This is a genomic window from Streptomyces yaizuensis (assembly GCF_034961445.1).
Lineage (GTDB): Bacteria > Actinomycetota > Actinomycetes > Streptomycetales > Streptomycetaceae > Streptomyces > Streptomyces yaizuensis.
In genome coordinates, this window is record NZ_BSBI01000001.1 from 1,026,024 (window position 1) to 1,043,076 (window position 17,053).

The 17,053-nt window shown below is 75.1% G+C and carries 16 protein-coding genes; 1 reads left to right on the forward strand and 15 read right to left on the reverse strand.

The genetic code is table 11. From position 1 onward, the window contains the following. From SYYSPA8_RS03785 to SYYSPA8_RS03855, 15 genes are read right to left on the reverse strand one after another with little or no spacing between them, the layout of a single operon-like run. Positions 1-1,377 carry a hypothetical protein gene (locus SYYSPA8_RS03785; RefSeq protein ID WP_323445449.1) on the reverse strand — a complete coding sequence of 459 codons (1,377 nt, stop codon included), beginning with the start codon at positions 1,375-1,377 and terminating at the stop codon, positions 1-3. 12 nt (positions 1,378-1,389) lie between these two features. Beyond that, positions 1,390-3,369: a phage tail protein gene (locus tag SYYSPA8_RS03790; RefSeq protein ID WP_323445450.1), complete on the reverse strand. Its 1,980-nt coding sequence runs from the start codon at positions 3,367-3,369 to the stop codon at positions 1,390-1,392. Further along, positions 3,366-5,417, reverse strand: a complete 2,052-nt coding sequence (locus SYYSPA8_RS03795; RefSeq protein ID WP_323445451.1) for a putative baseplate assembly protein — start codon at positions 5,415-5,417, stop codon at positions 3,366-3,368. The genes SYYSPA8_RS03790 and SYYSPA8_RS03795 overlap by 4 nt, the downstream gene beginning before the upstream one ends. Beyond that, positions 5,414-7,357 carry a putative baseplate assembly protein gene (locus tag SYYSPA8_RS03800; RefSeq protein ID WP_323445452.1) on the reverse strand — a complete coding sequence of 648 codons (1,944 nt, stop codon included), beginning with the start codon at positions 7,355-7,357 and terminating at the stop codon, positions 5,414-5,416. Before SYYSPA8_RS03800 ends, SYYSPA8_RS03795 begins: the two co-directional genes overlap by 4 nt. After that, a complete protein-coding gene (locus SYYSPA8_RS03805) occupies positions 7,354-7,758 on the reverse strand; it encodes a GPW/gp25 family protein (RefSeq protein ID WP_323445453.1) in 405 nt (134 codons plus the stop codon). The genes SYYSPA8_RS03800 and SYYSPA8_RS03805 overlap by 4 nt, the downstream gene beginning before the upstream one ends. After that, positions 7,755-8,456, reverse strand: coding sequence for a phage baseplate assembly protein V (locus SYYSPA8_RS03810; protein ID WP_323445454.1), 702 nt, complete (start codon positions 8,454-8,456; stop codon positions 7,755-7,757). The genes SYYSPA8_RS03805 and SYYSPA8_RS03810 overlap by 4 nt, the downstream gene beginning before the upstream one ends. After that, on the reverse strand, positions 8,453-9,634 hold the full coding sequence (locus SYYSPA8_RS03815) for a phage late control D family protein (RefSeq protein WP_323445455.1): 1,182 nt from the start codon (positions 9,632-9,634) through the stop codon (positions 8,453-8,455). Before SYYSPA8_RS03815 ends, SYYSPA8_RS03810 begins: the two co-directional genes overlap by 4 nt. A gap of 10 nt (positions 9,635-9,644) precedes the next feature. Next, positions 9,645-10,316, reverse strand: coding sequence for a CIS tube protein (locus tag SYYSPA8_RS03820; RefSeq protein ID WP_323445456.1), 672 nt, complete (start codon positions 10,314-10,316; stop codon positions 9,645-9,647). Next, positions 10,313-10,507: a putative phage tail protein gene (locus SYYSPA8_RS03825; RefSeq protein WP_323445457.1), complete on the reverse strand. Its 195-nt coding sequence runs from the start codon at positions 10,505-10,507 to the stop codon at positions 10,313-10,315. The genes SYYSPA8_RS03820 and SYYSPA8_RS03825 overlap by 4 nt, the downstream gene beginning before the upstream one ends. After that, positions 10,504-11,022, reverse strand: coding sequence for a phage tail protein (locus tag SYYSPA8_RS03830; protein WP_323445458.1), 519 nt, complete (start codon positions 11,020-11,022; stop codon positions 10,504-10,506). Before SYYSPA8_RS03830 ends, SYYSPA8_RS03825 begins: the two co-directional genes overlap by 4 nt. Further along, positions 11,019-12,512 carry a phage tail sheath subtilisin-like domain-containing protein gene (locus SYYSPA8_RS03835; protein ID WP_323445459.1) on the reverse strand — a complete coding sequence of 498 codons (1,494 nt, stop codon included), beginning with the start codon at positions 12,510-12,512 and terminating at the stop codon, positions 11,019-11,021. Before SYYSPA8_RS03835 ends, SYYSPA8_RS03830 begins: the two co-directional genes overlap by 4 nt. A gap of 1 nt (position 12,513) precedes the next feature. Beyond that, complete coding sequence (locus SYYSPA8_RS03840) at positions 12,514-12,969, reverse strand: phage tail protein (protein ID WP_323445460.1); 456 nt, start codon at positions 12,967-12,969, stop codon at positions 12,514-12,516. Between the two features lie 21 nt (positions 12,970-12,990). Beyond that, the gene (locus tag SYYSPA8_RS03845) at positions 12,991-15,255 is read right to left on the reverse strand and encodes a phage tail sheath C-terminal domain-containing protein (protein ID WP_323445461.1); all 2,265 of its coding nucleotides are present in this window, start codon (positions 15,253-15,255) and stop codon (positions 12,991-12,993) included. Between the two features lie 10 nt (positions 15,256-15,265). Continuing rightward, positions 15,266-15,985, reverse strand: a complete 720-nt coding sequence (locus SYYSPA8_RS03850; protein WP_323445462.1) for a carboxypeptidase-like regulatory domain-containing protein — start codon at positions 15,983-15,985, stop codon at positions 15,266-15,268. Continuing rightward, a complete protein-coding gene (locus SYYSPA8_RS03855) occupies positions 15,982-16,557 on the reverse strand; it encodes a DUF4255 domain-containing protein (RefSeq protein WP_323445463.1) in 576 nt (191 codons plus the stop codon). Before SYYSPA8_RS03855 ends, SYYSPA8_RS03850 begins: the two co-directional genes overlap by 4 nt. Before the next feature lie 182 nt (positions 16,558-16,739). Here SYYSPA8_RS03855 and SYYSPA8_RS03860 point away from each other — a divergent pair, with 182 nt between their 5' ends. Continuing rightward, positions 16,740-16,937, forward strand: coding sequence for a hypothetical protein (locus SYYSPA8_RS03860; RefSeq protein ID WP_323445464.1), 198 nt, complete (start codon positions 16,740-16,742; stop codon positions 16,935-16,937). The last annotated feature ends 116 nt before the right edge of the window (positions 16,938-17,053 follow it).

Sequence of the window (17,053 nt, forward strand, 5' to 3'; positions counted from 1 at the left end):
TCAGCGCTCCCTCACGAAGAACCAGCTCTCGAACGTGTCCCCGCCCGCGCCGGAGCCCGAGGTCCAGGGACCGACACCGGACGGCGGCACCCGGCATCCGCCGCGCGCGGCGCCCGTGTCGCCCGTACCACCCGTATCGTCCGTATGGCCCGTACCGCCTGTGTCCGTGCCGCCGCCGTCGTCGTCGATCAGTGGCACCTTCCCGCCGACATGGGTGCCGTCGACGGGGTGGCAGCAGCGGTCGAGCAGGAAGGCGGTGCGTACGGTGACGAGGACCCGGTCGCCGTCCTGGAGCGACTCCCGGGTCGTCTGCCGGTAGCGGAACGAGTCCGTGAACTCACCGCCGCCGCCCCCGCGCCCGCCGCCGTCCCCGGAGTCGCCCGGGTCGTCCCCGCCGCCGGCCCCGCACGGCTCGGCGAACTCGCCCCCCATGTACCAGGTGGAGGCGTTGCGGCCGGCCCCGCCCTCGATCACCTGGATGTCCACCACCCCGCGCCGCAGGCCGTCGACCCGCACCCCGTCCGAGAACCGCACCACCAGGCCGCCGTTCTCGTCCTGCGTGCCCAGCAGCGCCTTGGCCTCGTCGATCGTGTACGTATGGCCGTGGATCCAGTTCACCCCGGTGATCACGGTGGGCACCCGGCGGCCGAACGCCCGCCGCACGTCCATCCGGATCCGGTCCCGGCGCACCGGCGCGTACCAGTCCACGTGGTCGATCCGGGCCAGCCACAGCACCCGGTGCCGGCAGCGCGCACAGCAGCTCTCGCACCGCTCGTCCCGGGGCGGCTCGCAGCCGGTCACCCGGATCGCGTAGCACTCCTCCGTCCACCCGAACTCGCAGTCCGGGGACTCCGCGCAACTGTCGTTGTAGACGGCGCGGGTGGGCTCCACGGGCCGTTCGGCGTACTCGATCCCGATCCAGACGGTGTCCGTGTCCCGTTCCTCCGGCGGCAGCGCCTTCCACAGGTCGACCACGCAGCCGCCCCGGACCACCACCTCGTTGCCGTCGCAGTCCACCGCGAGACCGGGCGTGATCCGCACCCGGGCCCGGCGGGTGCGCTCCGGGCCCTCCCGCCCCGTCTCCGCGGCCGCGTCCTCGGACACATCCGCACCGTCGGCCATCGCGCTCTGCGGCGGCCCGGGCTCCTGCGCACCGGGGTCGCAGTCGCCGCCCTGCGGCCGCACCGGCTCCACGAACAGCCCGCACACCACGCCGTAGCCCAGCAGACACCGCAGCCGCAGCTTCAGCTTCTCGCGGAGATAGTCCTGCTCCCGCTGGAAGTCCCTGGCCCCCAGCAACTGTCCGTGGAAGTACCGCAGTCTGCGCAGCGGCGGGGCCTCGAACCCCGCCGCCGATCCGCTCTCGTTCCCGGTCATCGCCCCGTCCTCTCAAGACATCCGTGTGTGCACACCGACGGCGGCCACGACACCCACTCCGACACCGCGCCGCGCCCCTCGTGGCCCCGGCCGCAGGACCGCGTCCCGGTTGAGCCGCAGCGGCCGCGCGCCGCCCAGCACCGGCGGCGGCAGCGGGACGAACGCGGTGTCCACCCCGACCGTGGAGCGCGAGCCGACCACGAACCCCGAGCCCCCGGTACGCACCGAACCGACGGTGTGCGCCGGGGCCTGGCGGCGCACCAGCCGGGCCAGCGCCCCTTCGTCCGCGGCCCCGGCGGGCAGCAGCAGCCGGAACCGGTACGCGTGCGCGGCCACCGCGTCCGCGTCCGGGTCGCCGAACGCCCGCAGCGGCGCCGCCCCCAGGGCCGAACCGCCCACCCGGAACCGGCCGGCCGACCGGCCGAACAGCCGTACCGTGCCCAGCCCCTCGCCGCGCCGCTCCGGCGGCTCGGGACCCGCCCCGGCGGCCCGGACCCGCGCCCAGCGCCGGTCCGCCGCCGCCTCGTCGATGACCGGTGCCACCCCGAACACGATGCGCACCGCCTCCCGCAGCGCCCAGGGGGTGCCCCGGTACCGGTACAGCCGGGGCGCCGCCGCCAGCAGGGCCCGCCGCGTCGGCACGTCCCAGCCGGACTCGTACGCGAGCCCCAGCAGCCCCGCCAGCCACGGCAGCGCCCGGTCCGGGACCCCGTCCGGGTCCAGCAGCGCGGGCACCCGCTCGATGGTCCGGTCCAGCTGCGCCAGCGTCGCGTCGAACAGCGACAGGAACCGCTCGGTGAAGTCGTCCGCCGCCGGGTCCTCCCGGAACGCGGGCGGCAGCAGGTCCGCACTGGTCACCCGGGGGAAGTCCAGCCGGACCCGGCGGACCACCGGCGTCGCCGAGTCGTCGCCCGTCAGCCGCAGCCGCAGCCGCAGGAAACGGCCCGGCGGCTGGTCGGCCAGGAAGTCGGCGGTCCCCGGGGCCGTCCGCTGCCAGTCGGCGTCCTCGTACCGGCCGTCCTCCGACACCACGATCTCGGCGGTGACGGCGGTGCCCCGCGGCACATCGGCGTCGAGCCGGATCCGGTGCCAGCGACAGCGCGCGATCCCGCTGTCGATGAGCCGGGTCAGCAGCACCCCGGACGTCTCGTACGGGGCCGGCACCGGCGGCGGGGTGTCCCGGGGCTCGCCGTCCCAGGTCCAGCAGGACGTGACCGGGGCCTCGGGACCGGGCTCCCGCAGACAGAAGCCGTCCGCGCCGGCCGCGACCAGGGTGCCCGGCGGCAGACCGGCGGCCAGTTCGGCCACGGTGACCTGGCGGAAGGGGCCGCCCCGGCCGCCCCGGTGGATCCGCAGCCGGCCGTGGTCGTCGGTGAGCACCCAGACGCTGCCGCCGGGCCCGGACCGCAGCCCCGCCACCGCGCCGGCCGCCCCGGTGCGCACCACCGCCCGCAGCCGGCCGTCCGGACCGTAGCGCCGCAGATCCGTGGTGCCCCGGCGGGCCACCAGCACCTCACCGCCGGGCGCGGGCGCCGCCCACCGCGCGCCCCGGACCGTGACGACGGTGACGAGCCGTTCGCCCTCCCGGTCCCACACCCGTACCCGGCCGGGCTCGACCACGGCGACACGGTTGCCGCGCGCGGCGACGGACACCGGCCCCTCCAGCGGCGGCGGCCCGCACGCGGGCGACCACACGGGCGGCCACCCGCCCGCGCACACGTCCCGCCGCAGCAGCCGCGGCCGCCGCCCCGGCACCAGCAGATACCACAGACCCGGCCGGCACCCGGGAGCCAGCCGCCGGTCGGGGAACCACGGCAGCAACGCGTCCCGGCCGGGCCCCTCCGGCGCACCCCGGTGGGCGAGCCGGATCCCGTCGGGGTCGTCGAGGCCGACGATGCCGTGCGTCGCGGGTTCACCGCCGTCGGTGTCGGGGTCCCATCCGATGTACGCGTCGAGCAGCCGGAACGTGGCGGGTCCGGGAGTACAGGTCATGCCGGATCACCCACCGGGATCAGCAGCGGGCGCTCGGGCCACACCAGGCGGTCCGGCCCGATCGGATGGTCGGCGCAGGCCGCCAGGCGGACACCGTCGACCGTGAAGGAGAGCCGGGAGACGGCGAGGACCCCCTCGACCTCCAGCAGCCGCCGCACCAGCGGCGTGTGCCGCAGCGCGCCGCCGAACGGCCAGCCCGCGCCGTCGTCGCCACCGCGCAGCGGGTCCAGATGGGTCGTCACCATGTCGCCGGCCCGCGCCAGCACCCCCGAGCGGTCCAGGTCCGGATCGAGCGTCACCCACGCCTCCACCGCGACCCGCCGGTACGCGGCCGGCGCGGCGACCACCGTCACCCCGGCGGGCGCGGCGGTCCGGGTCAGGAAGTCGGCCACCGCCCGCAGGGCGGCGGCGGTCGGCACCCCGGGACCCGCCGCCGGGTCCGCGTCCGGCGCGGGCTCCGGGACCACCAGCACCCCCACCACGCCCGGGATCCGCACCCCCGGGAAACCGGGGTGCAGCCCCGGCACCCCCCGGGCGCGGGCCACCGCCGCACCGGGCGTCCGCGTGGCCAGCAGACCGTAGTCGGCGGGGGCCACGGCCCGCCCCCGGGCCCGCAGCTCGCCCACGCCCCGGCGGATCGCCGCCGCGTCCGGCTCCGCGTCCGTGCCCCCGGAGGCCGGGAACGGATTGGTGACCCCGATGACGAACGGCAGCGCCGTCACCACCGCGTTGACGGCGCCCGCCGCCACCGCCCCGGCGCTGCCCCCGCCCACCCGGTAGCGCACCGCGCGGACATTGCGGAACCCCTGCGGCACCGCCGCGCCGTGCACCCCGTCCCCGAAGGCGACCTCGCCCGTGGCGTGGTCCACCGTGAACACCCGGTCGTCCGCGCCGCAGGCGGCCAGGCTCTCCACCTCCCGCCACCGGGACGCCGGCCCGGCGGACGTGCCGAACACGTCCCCGCCGGTGTCGTCGTCGACCTCGATCACCACCGAACCGGCGAGGATCGGGACCTGGCTCAGCGTCATCACCCGGCGGTCCGCGCCCGAGGTGTCCCGCACCGGCTGGAGGGGCTCGTCCCGGACGGTCCGGGCGGCGGTGGCACCGACCGTGTTCAGCCGCAGCCCCGACAGCACCGGCGACGAACCGGTGAACGAGCCGTGCGCGACCCGCAGCCGCAGCCAGCGCAGCGGCGGCCCCTGGCGCAGCCCCGGCGGCCCGCCCGGCGCCCACGAGCGCGGCACCCGCAGCTCCACCGTGCCGTCGGTCCGCAGCCCGTCCGTGCCGTCCCGCACCACGTCGGCGGGGACGAACCGGGTGCCGTCCAGCACGTCCCAGCGCAGCAGCGGCCCCGCCGCCGCCGGGGCGGCCGGGCCGCCGGAGCGCGCGGCCGACGGCGCCGGCGGCACGGCCACCACCACCAGTCCCAGCGACAGCCGCGGATACGGCGCGGCGGCCCCGGCCAGCGCGATCCACAGACCGTCACCGGGCCCGGGATCCCGGCCGAACGGCGCGAACGGCCGGCCGGGACCCGCCGGACCCAGCGGCAGCGGCTCCAGCGTCCCCGCCTGCTGCACCACCAGCGCGGCGACCGTCGCCGCGGTCGCGTACAGATCCTGGTCCGTCTCGTACACCACCTGCCCGTCCGGGCCCGGCGCGGCGGCCTGGAACCCGGCGGGCACCAGCACGGAGGCGCCGTCCGGCGGGTTCACGGTGAACTCCAGCAGCGCCGCGGCGGGTCCGGCGGGCCGCCGCCGCACCCCCGCCGTCGCCAGATGCTCCGCGAGGATCTTCTCCGGGAGCCGGTTCACCCGGGCGAGCACCGGCTCGGCCTGGGTGCCGAAGAGCCGCACCAGGGCCACCCCCGCGTCCTGCCGGTCGGGGTCGGTCCAGTCGGGGGTGTAGCCGGCGATCCGGCCGCGCACGGCCGCGCGCACCGCCTCCCGGCTCGCGTCCACCAGCTCCGGCCGGACCCCGCCCGGCCCCGGGCCCGGGACCATCCGGCCCTCGTCCCGCGCCCCGCGCTCCCACCACACGCCGTCGCTCATTCCAGCCCCTCCCCGCCGCCCGGGGCGGCCACCGCGCGGATGCGGACCGACCGCAGCGCCGGCAGCTCGGCCGCACCGATGCGTACGTCCCGGCAGTCCTCGCCGGGCACGGCCCCGTCGAGACCGATTCGGACCCCCGCGACCTCGGCGAGGTCCCCGAGCGCGCGCTGCGCGGCCCGCAGCAGCGACGAGGGCCGCAGCGGCTGCCCGAACGGCCAGCCGTCGCCCGTGTCGCCGCCGGTGAGCGGATCGAGGAAGCGGCGCAGCGCCGCCGCCGCGACCGAGGCCACCCGGGCGCGGTCGGCGGGCACGTCCGTGAGGTCGACCCGCAGCGCCACCGCCCGGTAGTCGGGCGGGCGGACGAAGACCTCCGACGTGAGCAGCCGGGCCGCGGCCAGCCGCTCGGCGACCGCGCGCAGCGCCCCCGGGTCGGGCCGGGGCTCCGCCACCGTGTCCGGGGCGTCGTCGCGGGGCACGAGGGGCACGATCCGCACCGTCACCGCGCCCGGCACCGGGGAACAGGGGAAGCCCGGGTGCTCCCCGACCGAGGCGTGCGCCCGCGCGACGGCGACACCGGGTGTGGTCCGGGCGAGGGTGACGTAGTCGTCGGCGGTCACCGCGCGCGTCACCTCGCCGAGGACCCCGGCGGCGCGGGCCCGCGCCGCCGCCACCGTCTCCGGGTCCGTGCCGCCCTGGGCCTGGACCAGATTGGTCCCGGTCACCGCCCCGTACCGGGTGAGCGCGTCCTCGGCGGGCAGCCAGTTCTCCGTCAGCCCGCCGTTGCCGTCCCGGCCGCCGCCGACGGTGTAGCGGACCCGGACCGTGCCCTCGGGGCCCGGGATGTGCCCGGTGAGCCCGTCGCCGAAGACCAGCGCCCCGGCCGTCCGGTCCAGGGTGAAGATCCGTTCGCCGGGGGCGCCGAAGGTGAAGTCCGGCACCGGCCGCCACCGCTCGCCCGAAAGCTCCAGTTCCGCCGAGAGCAGCCGGCCCGCCGCGCCCGGCAGCTCCAGCCGCTGCCCCGGCAGCCGCAGCCAGCCGCGCAGCTGTCCCGCCAGCTCCTCACCGGTGACGGTCCGTTCCTCGCGGTGGCGCGCCGCGGACACGTTGACCGCGAGCCGCAGCAGCCGCGGCGGCGCGGCAAAGGTCGCCGCGCCGGTCGCGAGGAGCAGCCCCCGGTCCGCCGTGGTCCAGCCGGCCGGCGGATGAAGCCGCACCACACCGGAGCGGCGCAGCCCCGCCGTACCGTCCTCGACCCGGGTGAAGGGCCCCGCACGGTCCGTCCCGGGCCGGAACCAGGACCAGGTCAGCTCCGCCGGCGGGGGCACGCCGACGACCGCGCCGGGCAGCCAGGCGGCCGGGCACGCGGCCGGCGCGGCGACCTCCACCAGCAGCGACAGCGGCCCCGGCGCGGGCAGTTCCCCGGCCAGCGGCAGCGTGAACCGGGCCGTCGCCGGGGCGCCGTCGGCGGCCAGCAGCGGCACGGCCCGCCCGGACCGCAGGTCGGCGCTCCGGTCGCGGTCGGTGACCACGGTGACCTCCCCGCCCGCCTCCAGCGGAAGGACACTCACCCCGTCGTCGAGGGTGAACGTGGTCCGCCCCAGGGGATCCCGCGACAGCGCCGTCCCGGCGGGCACCACGGGTGTCTCGGTGTCCGGCCACCGGGCCGCCAGCCGCAGCACCGTCGCCGCCGGGCGGGCGGGGCGCGGCGGATCGACGCCCAGCAGCCGCAGGATCGCCACCACCAGCGCGTCGGGCACCTGGTCCAGCCAGTACAGCCGCTGCTCCAGCAGATAGGCGAACAGCTCCAGGAGCGTGATGCCGGGGTCGACGGGCGCGTGCAGCGTCCAGCGGCCGTCCGACTCGGCCGGGATCCGGCGGCGCACCGCCGCCATCATGTCGGCCCAGGTCAGATCGTCCAGCTTCGGCGGCGGCAGGGTCATGACGCGCCCCCCAGCAGGCCGGCGTAGTACGGGAAGACCAGATTGGCCTTGGTGTTGCTGCGCCGGATCCGGTACTCCACCGCCACGGTCACCCGTGCCGGGTCGTCGGCGTCGGCCTCCGCGCGCACCGACTCCAGCTCCACCCGCGGCTCGTGGTCGCGGACCGCGTCCGCGATCGAACCCTCCAGGTCGCGCAGGCTCTGCACACTGCCCGGCGCGAACACCGACTCCTGCGCCCGGGTGCCGAGATCGGGCCGCATCACCCGCTCGCCCACCCCGGTCAGCAGCAGCGCCCGCAGACAGTGCTCGATGCTCTCCTCGCCGACGGCGTAGCCGAGCCGCCCGGCCGTATCGGGCAGGATCGGAAAGCGCCACCCGGCGCCGAGGAAGTCCTCGCTCATGCGGTCCTCGCCTTCCGCGCCAGGACGGCGGGGGTGAGCGGCACGACCGGCGGCCCGGTCGGCCCGGCGGCGGACGGATGGGTGTGCGTGTTGAACGCGGTGAGCAGCGCGTTGCCGAGGACCAGCGGCTCGGTCGCACCGCCGCCGAGGTCGATGGAGGGGGAGTCGACACTCACCCGGGGCGCCGTGAGGGTGATGTCGCCCTGCGCGGTGACGGTCACGCTGCCGCCGGCGGCGGCCGTGATGCTGATCGCCTTGCCCTCGTCGTCGAGTTCGACGACGTGCCCGGCGGCCGAGGTGATCCGCACGGCCGCCTTCGACGGGGTGTCGTCGAGGACCACCTCGTGGCCGTGCCGGGTCCGGATCGTCTTCTCGTCGCGGCCCCCGGCCCGGGCCGTGGGCGGCTTGTCCCGGCCGTTGTAGAGCCCGCCCACCACGATCGGGTAGCGCATGTCCCCGTGGACGAAGGCGACCAGCACCTCGTCGCCCTTCTCGGGCACGAACACGGTGCCGTACCCGCCGCCCGCGTACGGCTGCGCCACCCGGCACCAGTCGGTGACCGTGCTGCCGTCGAACCAGGGGAAGGTCAGCTTCACCCGGGCCTCGTCGTCGCCGTCGTTCTCCACGACGAGCGCCTCGACGACCCCGTAGTACCGCTTGTCGGCGCTGCGGGCGCGCGGCGTGGTCCTGCTCGTCACTGGTCCCCCTGATGGATCCGCCGGCCGGTGAACGTGGTGAAGAAGCCACTGGTGTTGAGGGTGTGCTCGACCCGTTTGACGAAGTACGTGCCGGAGAACCGCCGGCCGAGGCCGAAAATCTCCAGGTTGTCGCCCGGCCGCAGCTCCGGCAGCCCCGCCACCCGGCCGGTCCCCGTGATGAACTCGTACGCCCGCTCCCGCAGCAGGCTGATCGCCAGCTCCCGGGCCTCCTGGTCGCTGGAGACCGGCGCGTCGACCACCACGTCCTGCCGGTTCCCCAGCGTGCTCGCGGCCATCTGCGGCCCGCTCTGCCCATCGGCGGCGTTCTGCCCCGCCGGCAGGTTCTCGGCGGTCGCGGTGAAGGCGATCGGCGCCTTGGTACGGGGGTCCCAGCCGCGCACCGTGACCTTGCTGACCTGCTGGGACACCGTCAGCGTCGGGGTGAAGTCCAGCAGGTTGGGGATCAGCCCCGGCGGCTGCGCGGCCGGCCCCGTGGTCAGCCCCGGGGCGTATGCCAACCGGTACAGCCGGATCGGCCGCCCGTCCCGCCCGTCCGTGGGCCTGATGAAGTAGAGGGTGTCCTCCCCGGACGCCGGGTCCGGCAGGATGTAGCAGTCGAAATCCAGCCGCTTGGCGCGTTCCATGAGGAACGTCGCGTCGTCCTGGTTCTTCTGCACCACCCTCTCGTGCGTCGGCCCCTCCCGGGTCACCTCCACCCGCAGCTGGTTGCGCCGGGCGATCTGCTCCGCGATCCGCCAGTCCGGCAGATCACGGTAGATCTTGGGCTCGTTCTCGGCGGGCTTGCGGTCCTTCAGCCGCAGCAGCCCGTCCACCCCGCTGACCGCGACCGTCGGCGACGCCCCGTCGCTGAACTTCGGGCTGAGGGTGCTGATGGTCCCGGTGGCGACGGTCAGCAGCCGGTCCGCGTACCCCAGCCGCACCGACACCCGCCCGCCGAGGCGGAACTCCCGCGAGTCGCTGTGCTTGAAACGCAGCTCCCGGTCGTCCCAGTTGTTCAGCGTCAGATCGAACCCCGACATCTCCTCGATGTCCCGGTTCACCTTGATGTCGATGACGTCGTTCTTCGTGGTCGGGTCCAGCTCCAGGCCCTCGATCCGGACCTCGAACTCGGGCGCGTACCGGTCCGGCGACGCCACCTGCGGCGTGGGGGAGGCCATCACCGGCCCCTCACGGCAGCCGGGGCACGGTCAGGACCCGCCCCGGCCGCAGCTCGCGCGGATCGCTGATGCCGTTGGCCCGCGCCAGCTCCCGCCAGGCGTCCGGCCGCCGGTACACCGCGGCCGAGATGCTGCTGAGGGTGTCGCCCCGGCGCACCACGTAACTCTTGTCCACCGTCGGCGACGACCGCGGGGTCTGCGCCACCTGCACCGCCGCCGGCCGGTACTCCTTCAGCGTCAGATCGAGCGCCGCCCGCAACGGCACCCCGTCCGGGCGGAACATCTGGTAGTGGACGTCCATCTTCTCCACCACACCCGTGAACACCGCCTGGTCCCACACGAACCGCACCACCGGCGGCGCGTGCTCCCGCGCGTCGGGCCGCAACAGCCCCCGCAGGGCGTCCACATACGTACTGCGGACGTTCTCCAGCGTGTCCGAGGTGTCCACCAGCGCCTGCACGGTCAGGGTCTCCGTACCGCCGCGCACGAACTGGAGCGGCGGCGTCTCCAGACCCGGGATCGTGATCTCCGCGAACGTGTTGCTCTTGCTCAGCTTGTAGTCCGTCGGGTTGAACCGCAGCGGGATCCGCCGCCGCCGCTCGTCCGCGATCACCGGCCGGACGATCTCCAGCCGGGCCTGCGCGGCCCGCTGACGGGTGAACGACACGGGCGTCACGCTCACGACCGGTCCTCCCCGTCCCCGAAGCGGCGCTCGGCCCGGGTCTGCCGGGACCGGGCGCAGGCGTCCTCGTACAGCCGCGACCACGCCTGGATGTGCTGGTTGAACAGGCGCGTGAACACCGCGCCGTCGTCGCCCTCGACCTGGAACCGGACCTCCAGATGGTGAATGGTCACCTTCGGCACCCCGGTCACCTCCCTCGGCTCAGCTGTGAGATCGTGGCCGCCACCGTGTCCTGGAGCACCTTGGTCAGCCCCTCGTGCGCGATCTCCAGACTCTCGACGGCGACCGCGTTCTGTTCGGCGTGCAGATCGGGCCCCGACCACTTGGCGGCGAGCCCGCCGTGGAACGCCCACGCCGCCGCGGGCACCCCGTCCGGGCCCAGCACGATCACCGCCCCGTCGCGGCGGGCCCCCAGCGCGTCCGAGAGACCGGCCTGGTACCAGGCCCACAACCCCGGGTCGCGGACCACCCCGCGCTTGAGGACGATCCGGCTCCAGGTGTGCCGCAGCGGCAGCTGGTGCACCGAGTCGTTGCGGCCGCCCTCCGCGTAACTCGTCACCTCCAGCTGCGCACCCAACCCGGTGACCTCCTGGAACGCCCCGGACGCCACCAGCGGCAGCAACAGCGCCTGCGCCGCCGGCAGATAGGCGTCACCGGGGTCCAGCGTCACCAGGAAACGGAACTTGGTCAGCGGGTCCGACGTCATGCCTCGATCACCTCCAGACCCCGGTCCGCGCCGAGCACCAGACGCAGCCGGATGAACTCCATCGGAACGGCGGGAGCGACCTCCACCTCGCACACCGTCGTCGCCGGGTCCTGCCCCGGCGGGTTGTTGCCCTCGTCGCACACCACCCGGAACGCCTGCTCCGGCCGGGCCCCGGCGAGCGCCCCGGCACGGAACGCCGCGAGCAGTACGGACGTCAGCGCCCGCACCAGCGTCAGCCGCAGCTCGGGCGAGTTGACGTCGAACACCAAAGGCGCCGCCACCCGCCGGATCGCCCGCACCAGCAGATGCAGCAGCCTGCGATGGGCGATGTACCGGAGGTCCGGGGCGGTGGACAGCGTGCGCCCGCCCCACACCACGAGCCCCCGGCCCCGGGTGCACCGCAGCAGATCGATCCCCGCATCCACCAGCCGCACCTGCTGCGCCACGGGGAACGCCACCGCCAGGTCCACCGCCTCCAGCAGCACCGCGTTGGCGGGAGTGTGGTGCGCCCCCCGCTCGGCGTCCAGCCGGGCGATGACCCCCAGGACATGACCCGACGCCGGCACCGTCCGCGCCCCCGTGCCCTCGGGCACCAGCAGCGGCGGATGGTAGACCGCGGCGGTCGCCGCGGCCAGGTCCTCGCCCGGCGCGTCCAGCTCCCGGGCAAACGCCACCGCCTCGTCCACGGACACCAGCCCCGGCGGCACGTCCAGCACCACCAGCCGGTCCAGCAGCGGCCGCACGGTCACCAGCAGCTCCCGCACCAGCTCCCGGTGGTCCGCGCCGCTCAGATCCGCCCCCAGGTCCGGCAGGGCCACCAGCGCCGGCTCCGGCAGCGTCGCCTGCCGGGCAACGGCAGCCGCGTAGGCACCCCGGTCCGGCGGGCGGTCGACGCCCCCGGTGAGCGTCAGCTCCCAGGTCAGCGTGATCGGCACCCGCGCCCGGGGCGCCGGCGGCGGCCCGCCCGGAACCAGCCGCACCAGCCGGGACGCGGCCACCCCGGCCTCCAGGGCGCCCGGCGCGAGCCCGGGGAACGACTCCGGCGGCTCCCCGGGCACCGTCACCCGCACATCCACCGTCGGCGGCCCGGCCACCGTGCTGGACCGGAACCGGATGCCGACCCGCGCGCCGTTGGCCCAGGCCCCCGGACTGGTCGCCACCACCGTGTACCGCCGCGCGGCGAAACCGCCCACGTCCCCGACCGCCCACTCGGCCCGCGCCACCGCGCCCGGACCGGTCACCCGCAGCAGCCACGCCGTCCGCCCGCCGTTCTCGAAGAAGCCGCGCACGGCGTACGGGGCCGCCGAGGCACCGTCCGGCGCCCCGAACGCGCCCAGCACATCGCGCCAGCTCTCCACCCGTACCGGAACACCGGCCGGACCCCGGCGGAACCGGCCGAGGAACGCCGCCACATCCGTGCGCAGCGGCTCCTCGTCCGAGCCGCGCGGCACGAACGTCAGGGAGACTCCGGGGAGCGCTTCGGTCGTCATGTCAGACGTCGATCTCCAGCTTCTCGACCGCCAGCACCAGCGTCTCCATGGCGATCTCGTTCTTGGTCGCGCTCAGGGTCGGGCCGGTGTACTTGGTCGGCCAGCCGCGGTCGAAGTTCCACCGCATGGCCTCCTGGCGGTTCTCGTCCAGCAGCACGATCGAACCGGAGGTGCGCCGCACCTTCCCGTTCAGCGCCTCGACGACCCAGTTCCAGAAGCCGACATGGCCGGTGACCCCGCGTTTGAAGGTCAGATTGGTGAACTTCTTCAGCCCCGGGATCTTGCGGACGGTGATGTCCTCGCTCCCATTGCGGTACTCGATCACCGGGATCTCCAGTTCGAGCCCGCTGGCCTCCGTGAAGGAACCGCTGACCGCGACCCCGTCGTCGCTGACATTGGTCACGATGATCTGGAAGTTGTAGGACGCGTACGGGTCGTCCCTGGTCACAGGGGGCATGGTGGCTCTCCTCGGCTACTCTCAGGCGATCTGGGTCTCGCGGGTCCTCTGCTGGATCCGGAAGATCACGAACTCGGCCGGGAAGACCGGCGCGACACCGATGACACAGATGAGCCGGCCGTTGGCCAGATCGTCCTCGGTCATGGTGGTGCGGTCGCAGGCGACGAAGAACGCCTCGTCGGCGGTGGTCCCGGCGAGCGCCCCGCCGCGCCAGACCGTGGTGAGGAAGTTCGCCACCGTCTGCCGCACCAGCGCCCACAGCGCTTCGTCGTTGGGCTCGAACACCACCCACTGGGTGCCCTCGTCGATCGACTCCTCCAGGAAGAGGAAGAGCCGCCGGACGTTGATGTACTTCCAGGAACTGTCCGACGACAGGGTCCGCGCCCCCCACACCCGGTGACCGAGACCGGGGAAGAACCGCAGCGCGTTGATCCCCCTCGGGTTCAGCAGGTCCTGATGGCGCCGGGTCACGTCCTGGGCGATCCCGTCGACCGCCCGGATGCCCCGGATCACCGTGTTGGCCGGGGCCTTGTGCACCCCCCGCTCCACGTCCACCCGGGCGTAGATCCCGGCGAGATGCCCCGACGGCGGCACCTCGACGTCCCGGTTCACCGACGGATCCCGGGCCACCAGCCACGGGTAGTACAGCGCCGCGTACTTGGTGTCGAACCGCTCCCGGAACGCCTGGACGCCCTCCAGGTCCAGACCGTCCTGCGGGTCGAGCACCGCGAACCGGTCCCGCAGCAGCTCGCAGTGGGTCACCAGGGCCGACTCGACCGTCCCCGACCACACCCCGGGCACCGCGCAGACCGACACTTCGTCGATGTCCTCCAGCGCCACGATGCCGGTGCGCCGGCCGCTGCCGCCGTCCGTGCCGGTGAAGTCGCCCACGCTCAGCCGGTCATGGGCGTCGTCGCCGTTCTCCAGCGTCAGCCAGGACCCGGTACGGGGCAGCGGGAAGGCCGCCGGGTCGGTGGAGAGACCCGGCAGCGCCGTCGCCCGCACCAGCTGGGAGCGGGCCGCCAGCACCACGGGCAGCCCCGTGTCGCCGTCCCCGGCCAGCCGCAGCCCGTCGAAGGTCTCCGTCACCGACGCGCCGGCCGGATCGGTGTACCGGGTGTCCACCCGGGCCTCGATCAGATGGAGCCGGTCCGTCTCGAAGAAGGTCCCCGGAACGGGGGCGGTGAAGGTGACCACGTCGGCGGCGACCGCGCCGACCGTGCGCACGCTCAGCGCCGTCCCGTCGTCGAGCTGGACGACGGCACCCCGGTAGAGCCGGCTCGCGCCGCCGACCCGCAGCGTCTGCCCGGCGGCCACATTGCCCCGCCGCACCCGGCGCACCGCGAGACCCGACTGCCACGCCGGATGGTCCGTCCCCGTGGGGAACGTCAGCCGCACCCGGCCGTCCGCGGGCTGGCTCACCTGGACCCGGAACCGGGTGCCGCCGATGTCCGCCCACACCGCGGACGGCAGCTCGTCGGGGTCGAGCCCGGGCACCGCCGCCACGTCCACGGTGTCGCTGTCCTGCGCCGCGTCCGCGACGAGCCGGCTGACGAAGAGGACCCCCTCCTGCGGATCCGGCAGCACCGGCAGCGCCGCCGACACCACCGGCACCACCCGCACCTGGACCGCGTCGCCCCAGGAACCGGGGCTGACCGCCGCGAACCGCAGCGTCGGGCCCGCGCCGCGCGTCCCGACCTGGACGTAGTCCCCGCGCGCCGTCCTGACCTCCGCCGGCAGCGGAGTGTCCAGCACGATCCGCCGCGCGGCCCGGTCGTACGAGGCGACGACCGCGGTGTGCACCTCCTGGCCGTCGTCCCCGCGCAGGATCCGCACCTGCTGCCCGACGCCGCCGAACCCGATCAGATGCGCCAGCTCCAGCGTGGTCGCGCCCCGCGCGGCCTGCGCGGCGACCGGGCTCACCAGACCCTCGCCCAGCGTCCCCGACGAGGGCAGGGCCTGCGCGCTGACGACCCGCTTCACGTACAGCCGCTGGCCGCCGTTGTCGAAGAAGCCCTTGACCGCCAGCGGGAAGAGCCACCAGCGGCCGCCCTCGGCCGCGTCACCGGCCCAGGCGTCACGGACGGTGGCGTCCGGCTCCGGCAGAAAGCCGCCGAAGGTGTTCTGGTACTCCAGGAACGTGGTCACCAGCTTCGGTTTGCCCACCGACGGCCCCCGGGCGGTGACCCCGACCATCCCGGCCGTGCTGGTGCTCACCCCCGCGATCGGCCGTGGTCCCGCGTCGATCTCCTCGATGTAGACCCCGGGGCTCAGATACTCCGGCATGGCTGGCTCCTCAACTCTCACGGATCTCGATGACGTGCCCGTTCGCGGGGTCCGCGGGCAGCCGCACGCTCAGCGACCCGGTGCGGCCCGGCCGCTCGGTGGCCACCAGCCGGAAGACCTCCCCCTCCGGGCCGGCGCTCCGCTCGCCCTCCCAGCGCAGGGACAGCCGGAAGGCACCCAGGGCGTCGGTCAGGGCACGCTCGTGCCAGGCGACCAGATCCCCGGTCCGCCCCCGGGCCTCCACCAGCGCGTTGCCCACCGGCGCACGCGCCACCGGGTCGACCACCCTGCCGGAGACCGTGCGGACACCCGGCCCGTACGGATACGACACCGCCGGCAGCAGCCGCACCAGCCGGGGCGCCGCCTCCACAGCCGGCGGCCGGTCGTCGCCGTACGCGTGCACCAGGAACTCCACACCGGCCAGCGAGGCCTGGAAGGGCTGCCCGTCCGCCGGGTACAGCGGCAGACAGCCCGGAGCCGTGAACCGGGCGCGATGCCGCTCCGGCGGCACCCCCCGGGGCTCCGCCCGCCGGCCCAGCCCCGGATAGACGAGCGCCGCGCTCGGCGTCCGTACCGCCCGCTCGTCCAGCGGCTGCCAGCCGCCGTCGGCGAACCGCTCCAGCCGGACACCCACCCCCGCCGTGCGCACCCGGCGCGCGTGCTCGTCGTACGGCACGAACCAGGCCGGGCTGTACAGCGCGGGCCGCTCCAGCGGCAGGAACCGGCTCACGACGGCCGCCCGTCCACCACGCGGCTGCGCACCGGCCGGACCTCCGTGACCGCCGCCGAGTCCAGGTCGACCACCCGGACCTCGTAGTTCAGCGACAGCCGGTAGGGCTTCTGGATCGCGTACCAGACCCAGGACTTCTGGTCGAGGGTCAGCGGCGTGAGCGTGACATGGAGCGCCTCGGTGCTCCCCGACAGGCCCCCCGACAGCCGGGTGCCGTCCAGGATCGCGTCGTCGTAGAAGGTCTGGAGCGCGCGGCCCAGCATCCGGTGCTGGGTGGGCGGGTCACCGCCCCAGGGGGTGACGAGATAGCGCAGCAGCAGCGCCATCGGCGGCTTGCGCGTGGTCGGCGCCGCCGGCGGCTGCGAACGGACCGGGGGGCGGTTGCGGGCGGACGGATCCTCGGCGATCTCGTACAGGAACACCGTCAGCTTGGGCGGCGGGGTCTGCACCGTCCCGGAGAGGTCGTTCAACTCCGCGACCGGCGGCTCCACCTGACTGAGCGTGCTCAGGGACTCGGTCAGAGTCTCCACGATGATGTTCGAGACATCGGCGATGACGCCGAAGTCGCCCATGCGGATCCACCCCCGTCGTGCTGGTGAGGACGTGCCGGCTCAGCATGGGGAGGTACGCGTGGCCCCGCCGCGACCCGCGCGTCACCCCGGCGTCACCGCCCCGTCCCCCTCCTGTGGGGCGACGCCGGCGGACACGCGACGACAACGCCCGGGTGACAGCCGTACGGCATCCTTGACCGCTTATGGAGACCCCCTCGGAACGCGGCGGCATCCTGATCGTGCGGGTGTGGGTGGAACAGGACAGACCCGATGGCTTCCGGGCACGCATCATCCGTTCGGTCGACGGACGCGACGGGCCCGCGTCCGCGGCGTGTGAGGCGGAGGACGTGCTCACGGCGGTGCGCGCCTGGCTCAGGGACGTGCTGGGCGCGGGCGGGTGACGTTTCCGCGACGGTCCGGTGATGTCTCGGAAACGCCCTTTATGCGAACACTTCACCACACGATCTATGGGTTGTCCGTAAAATGGGTACCCAGTGTCCCGGAAGCCGCAAAAGAG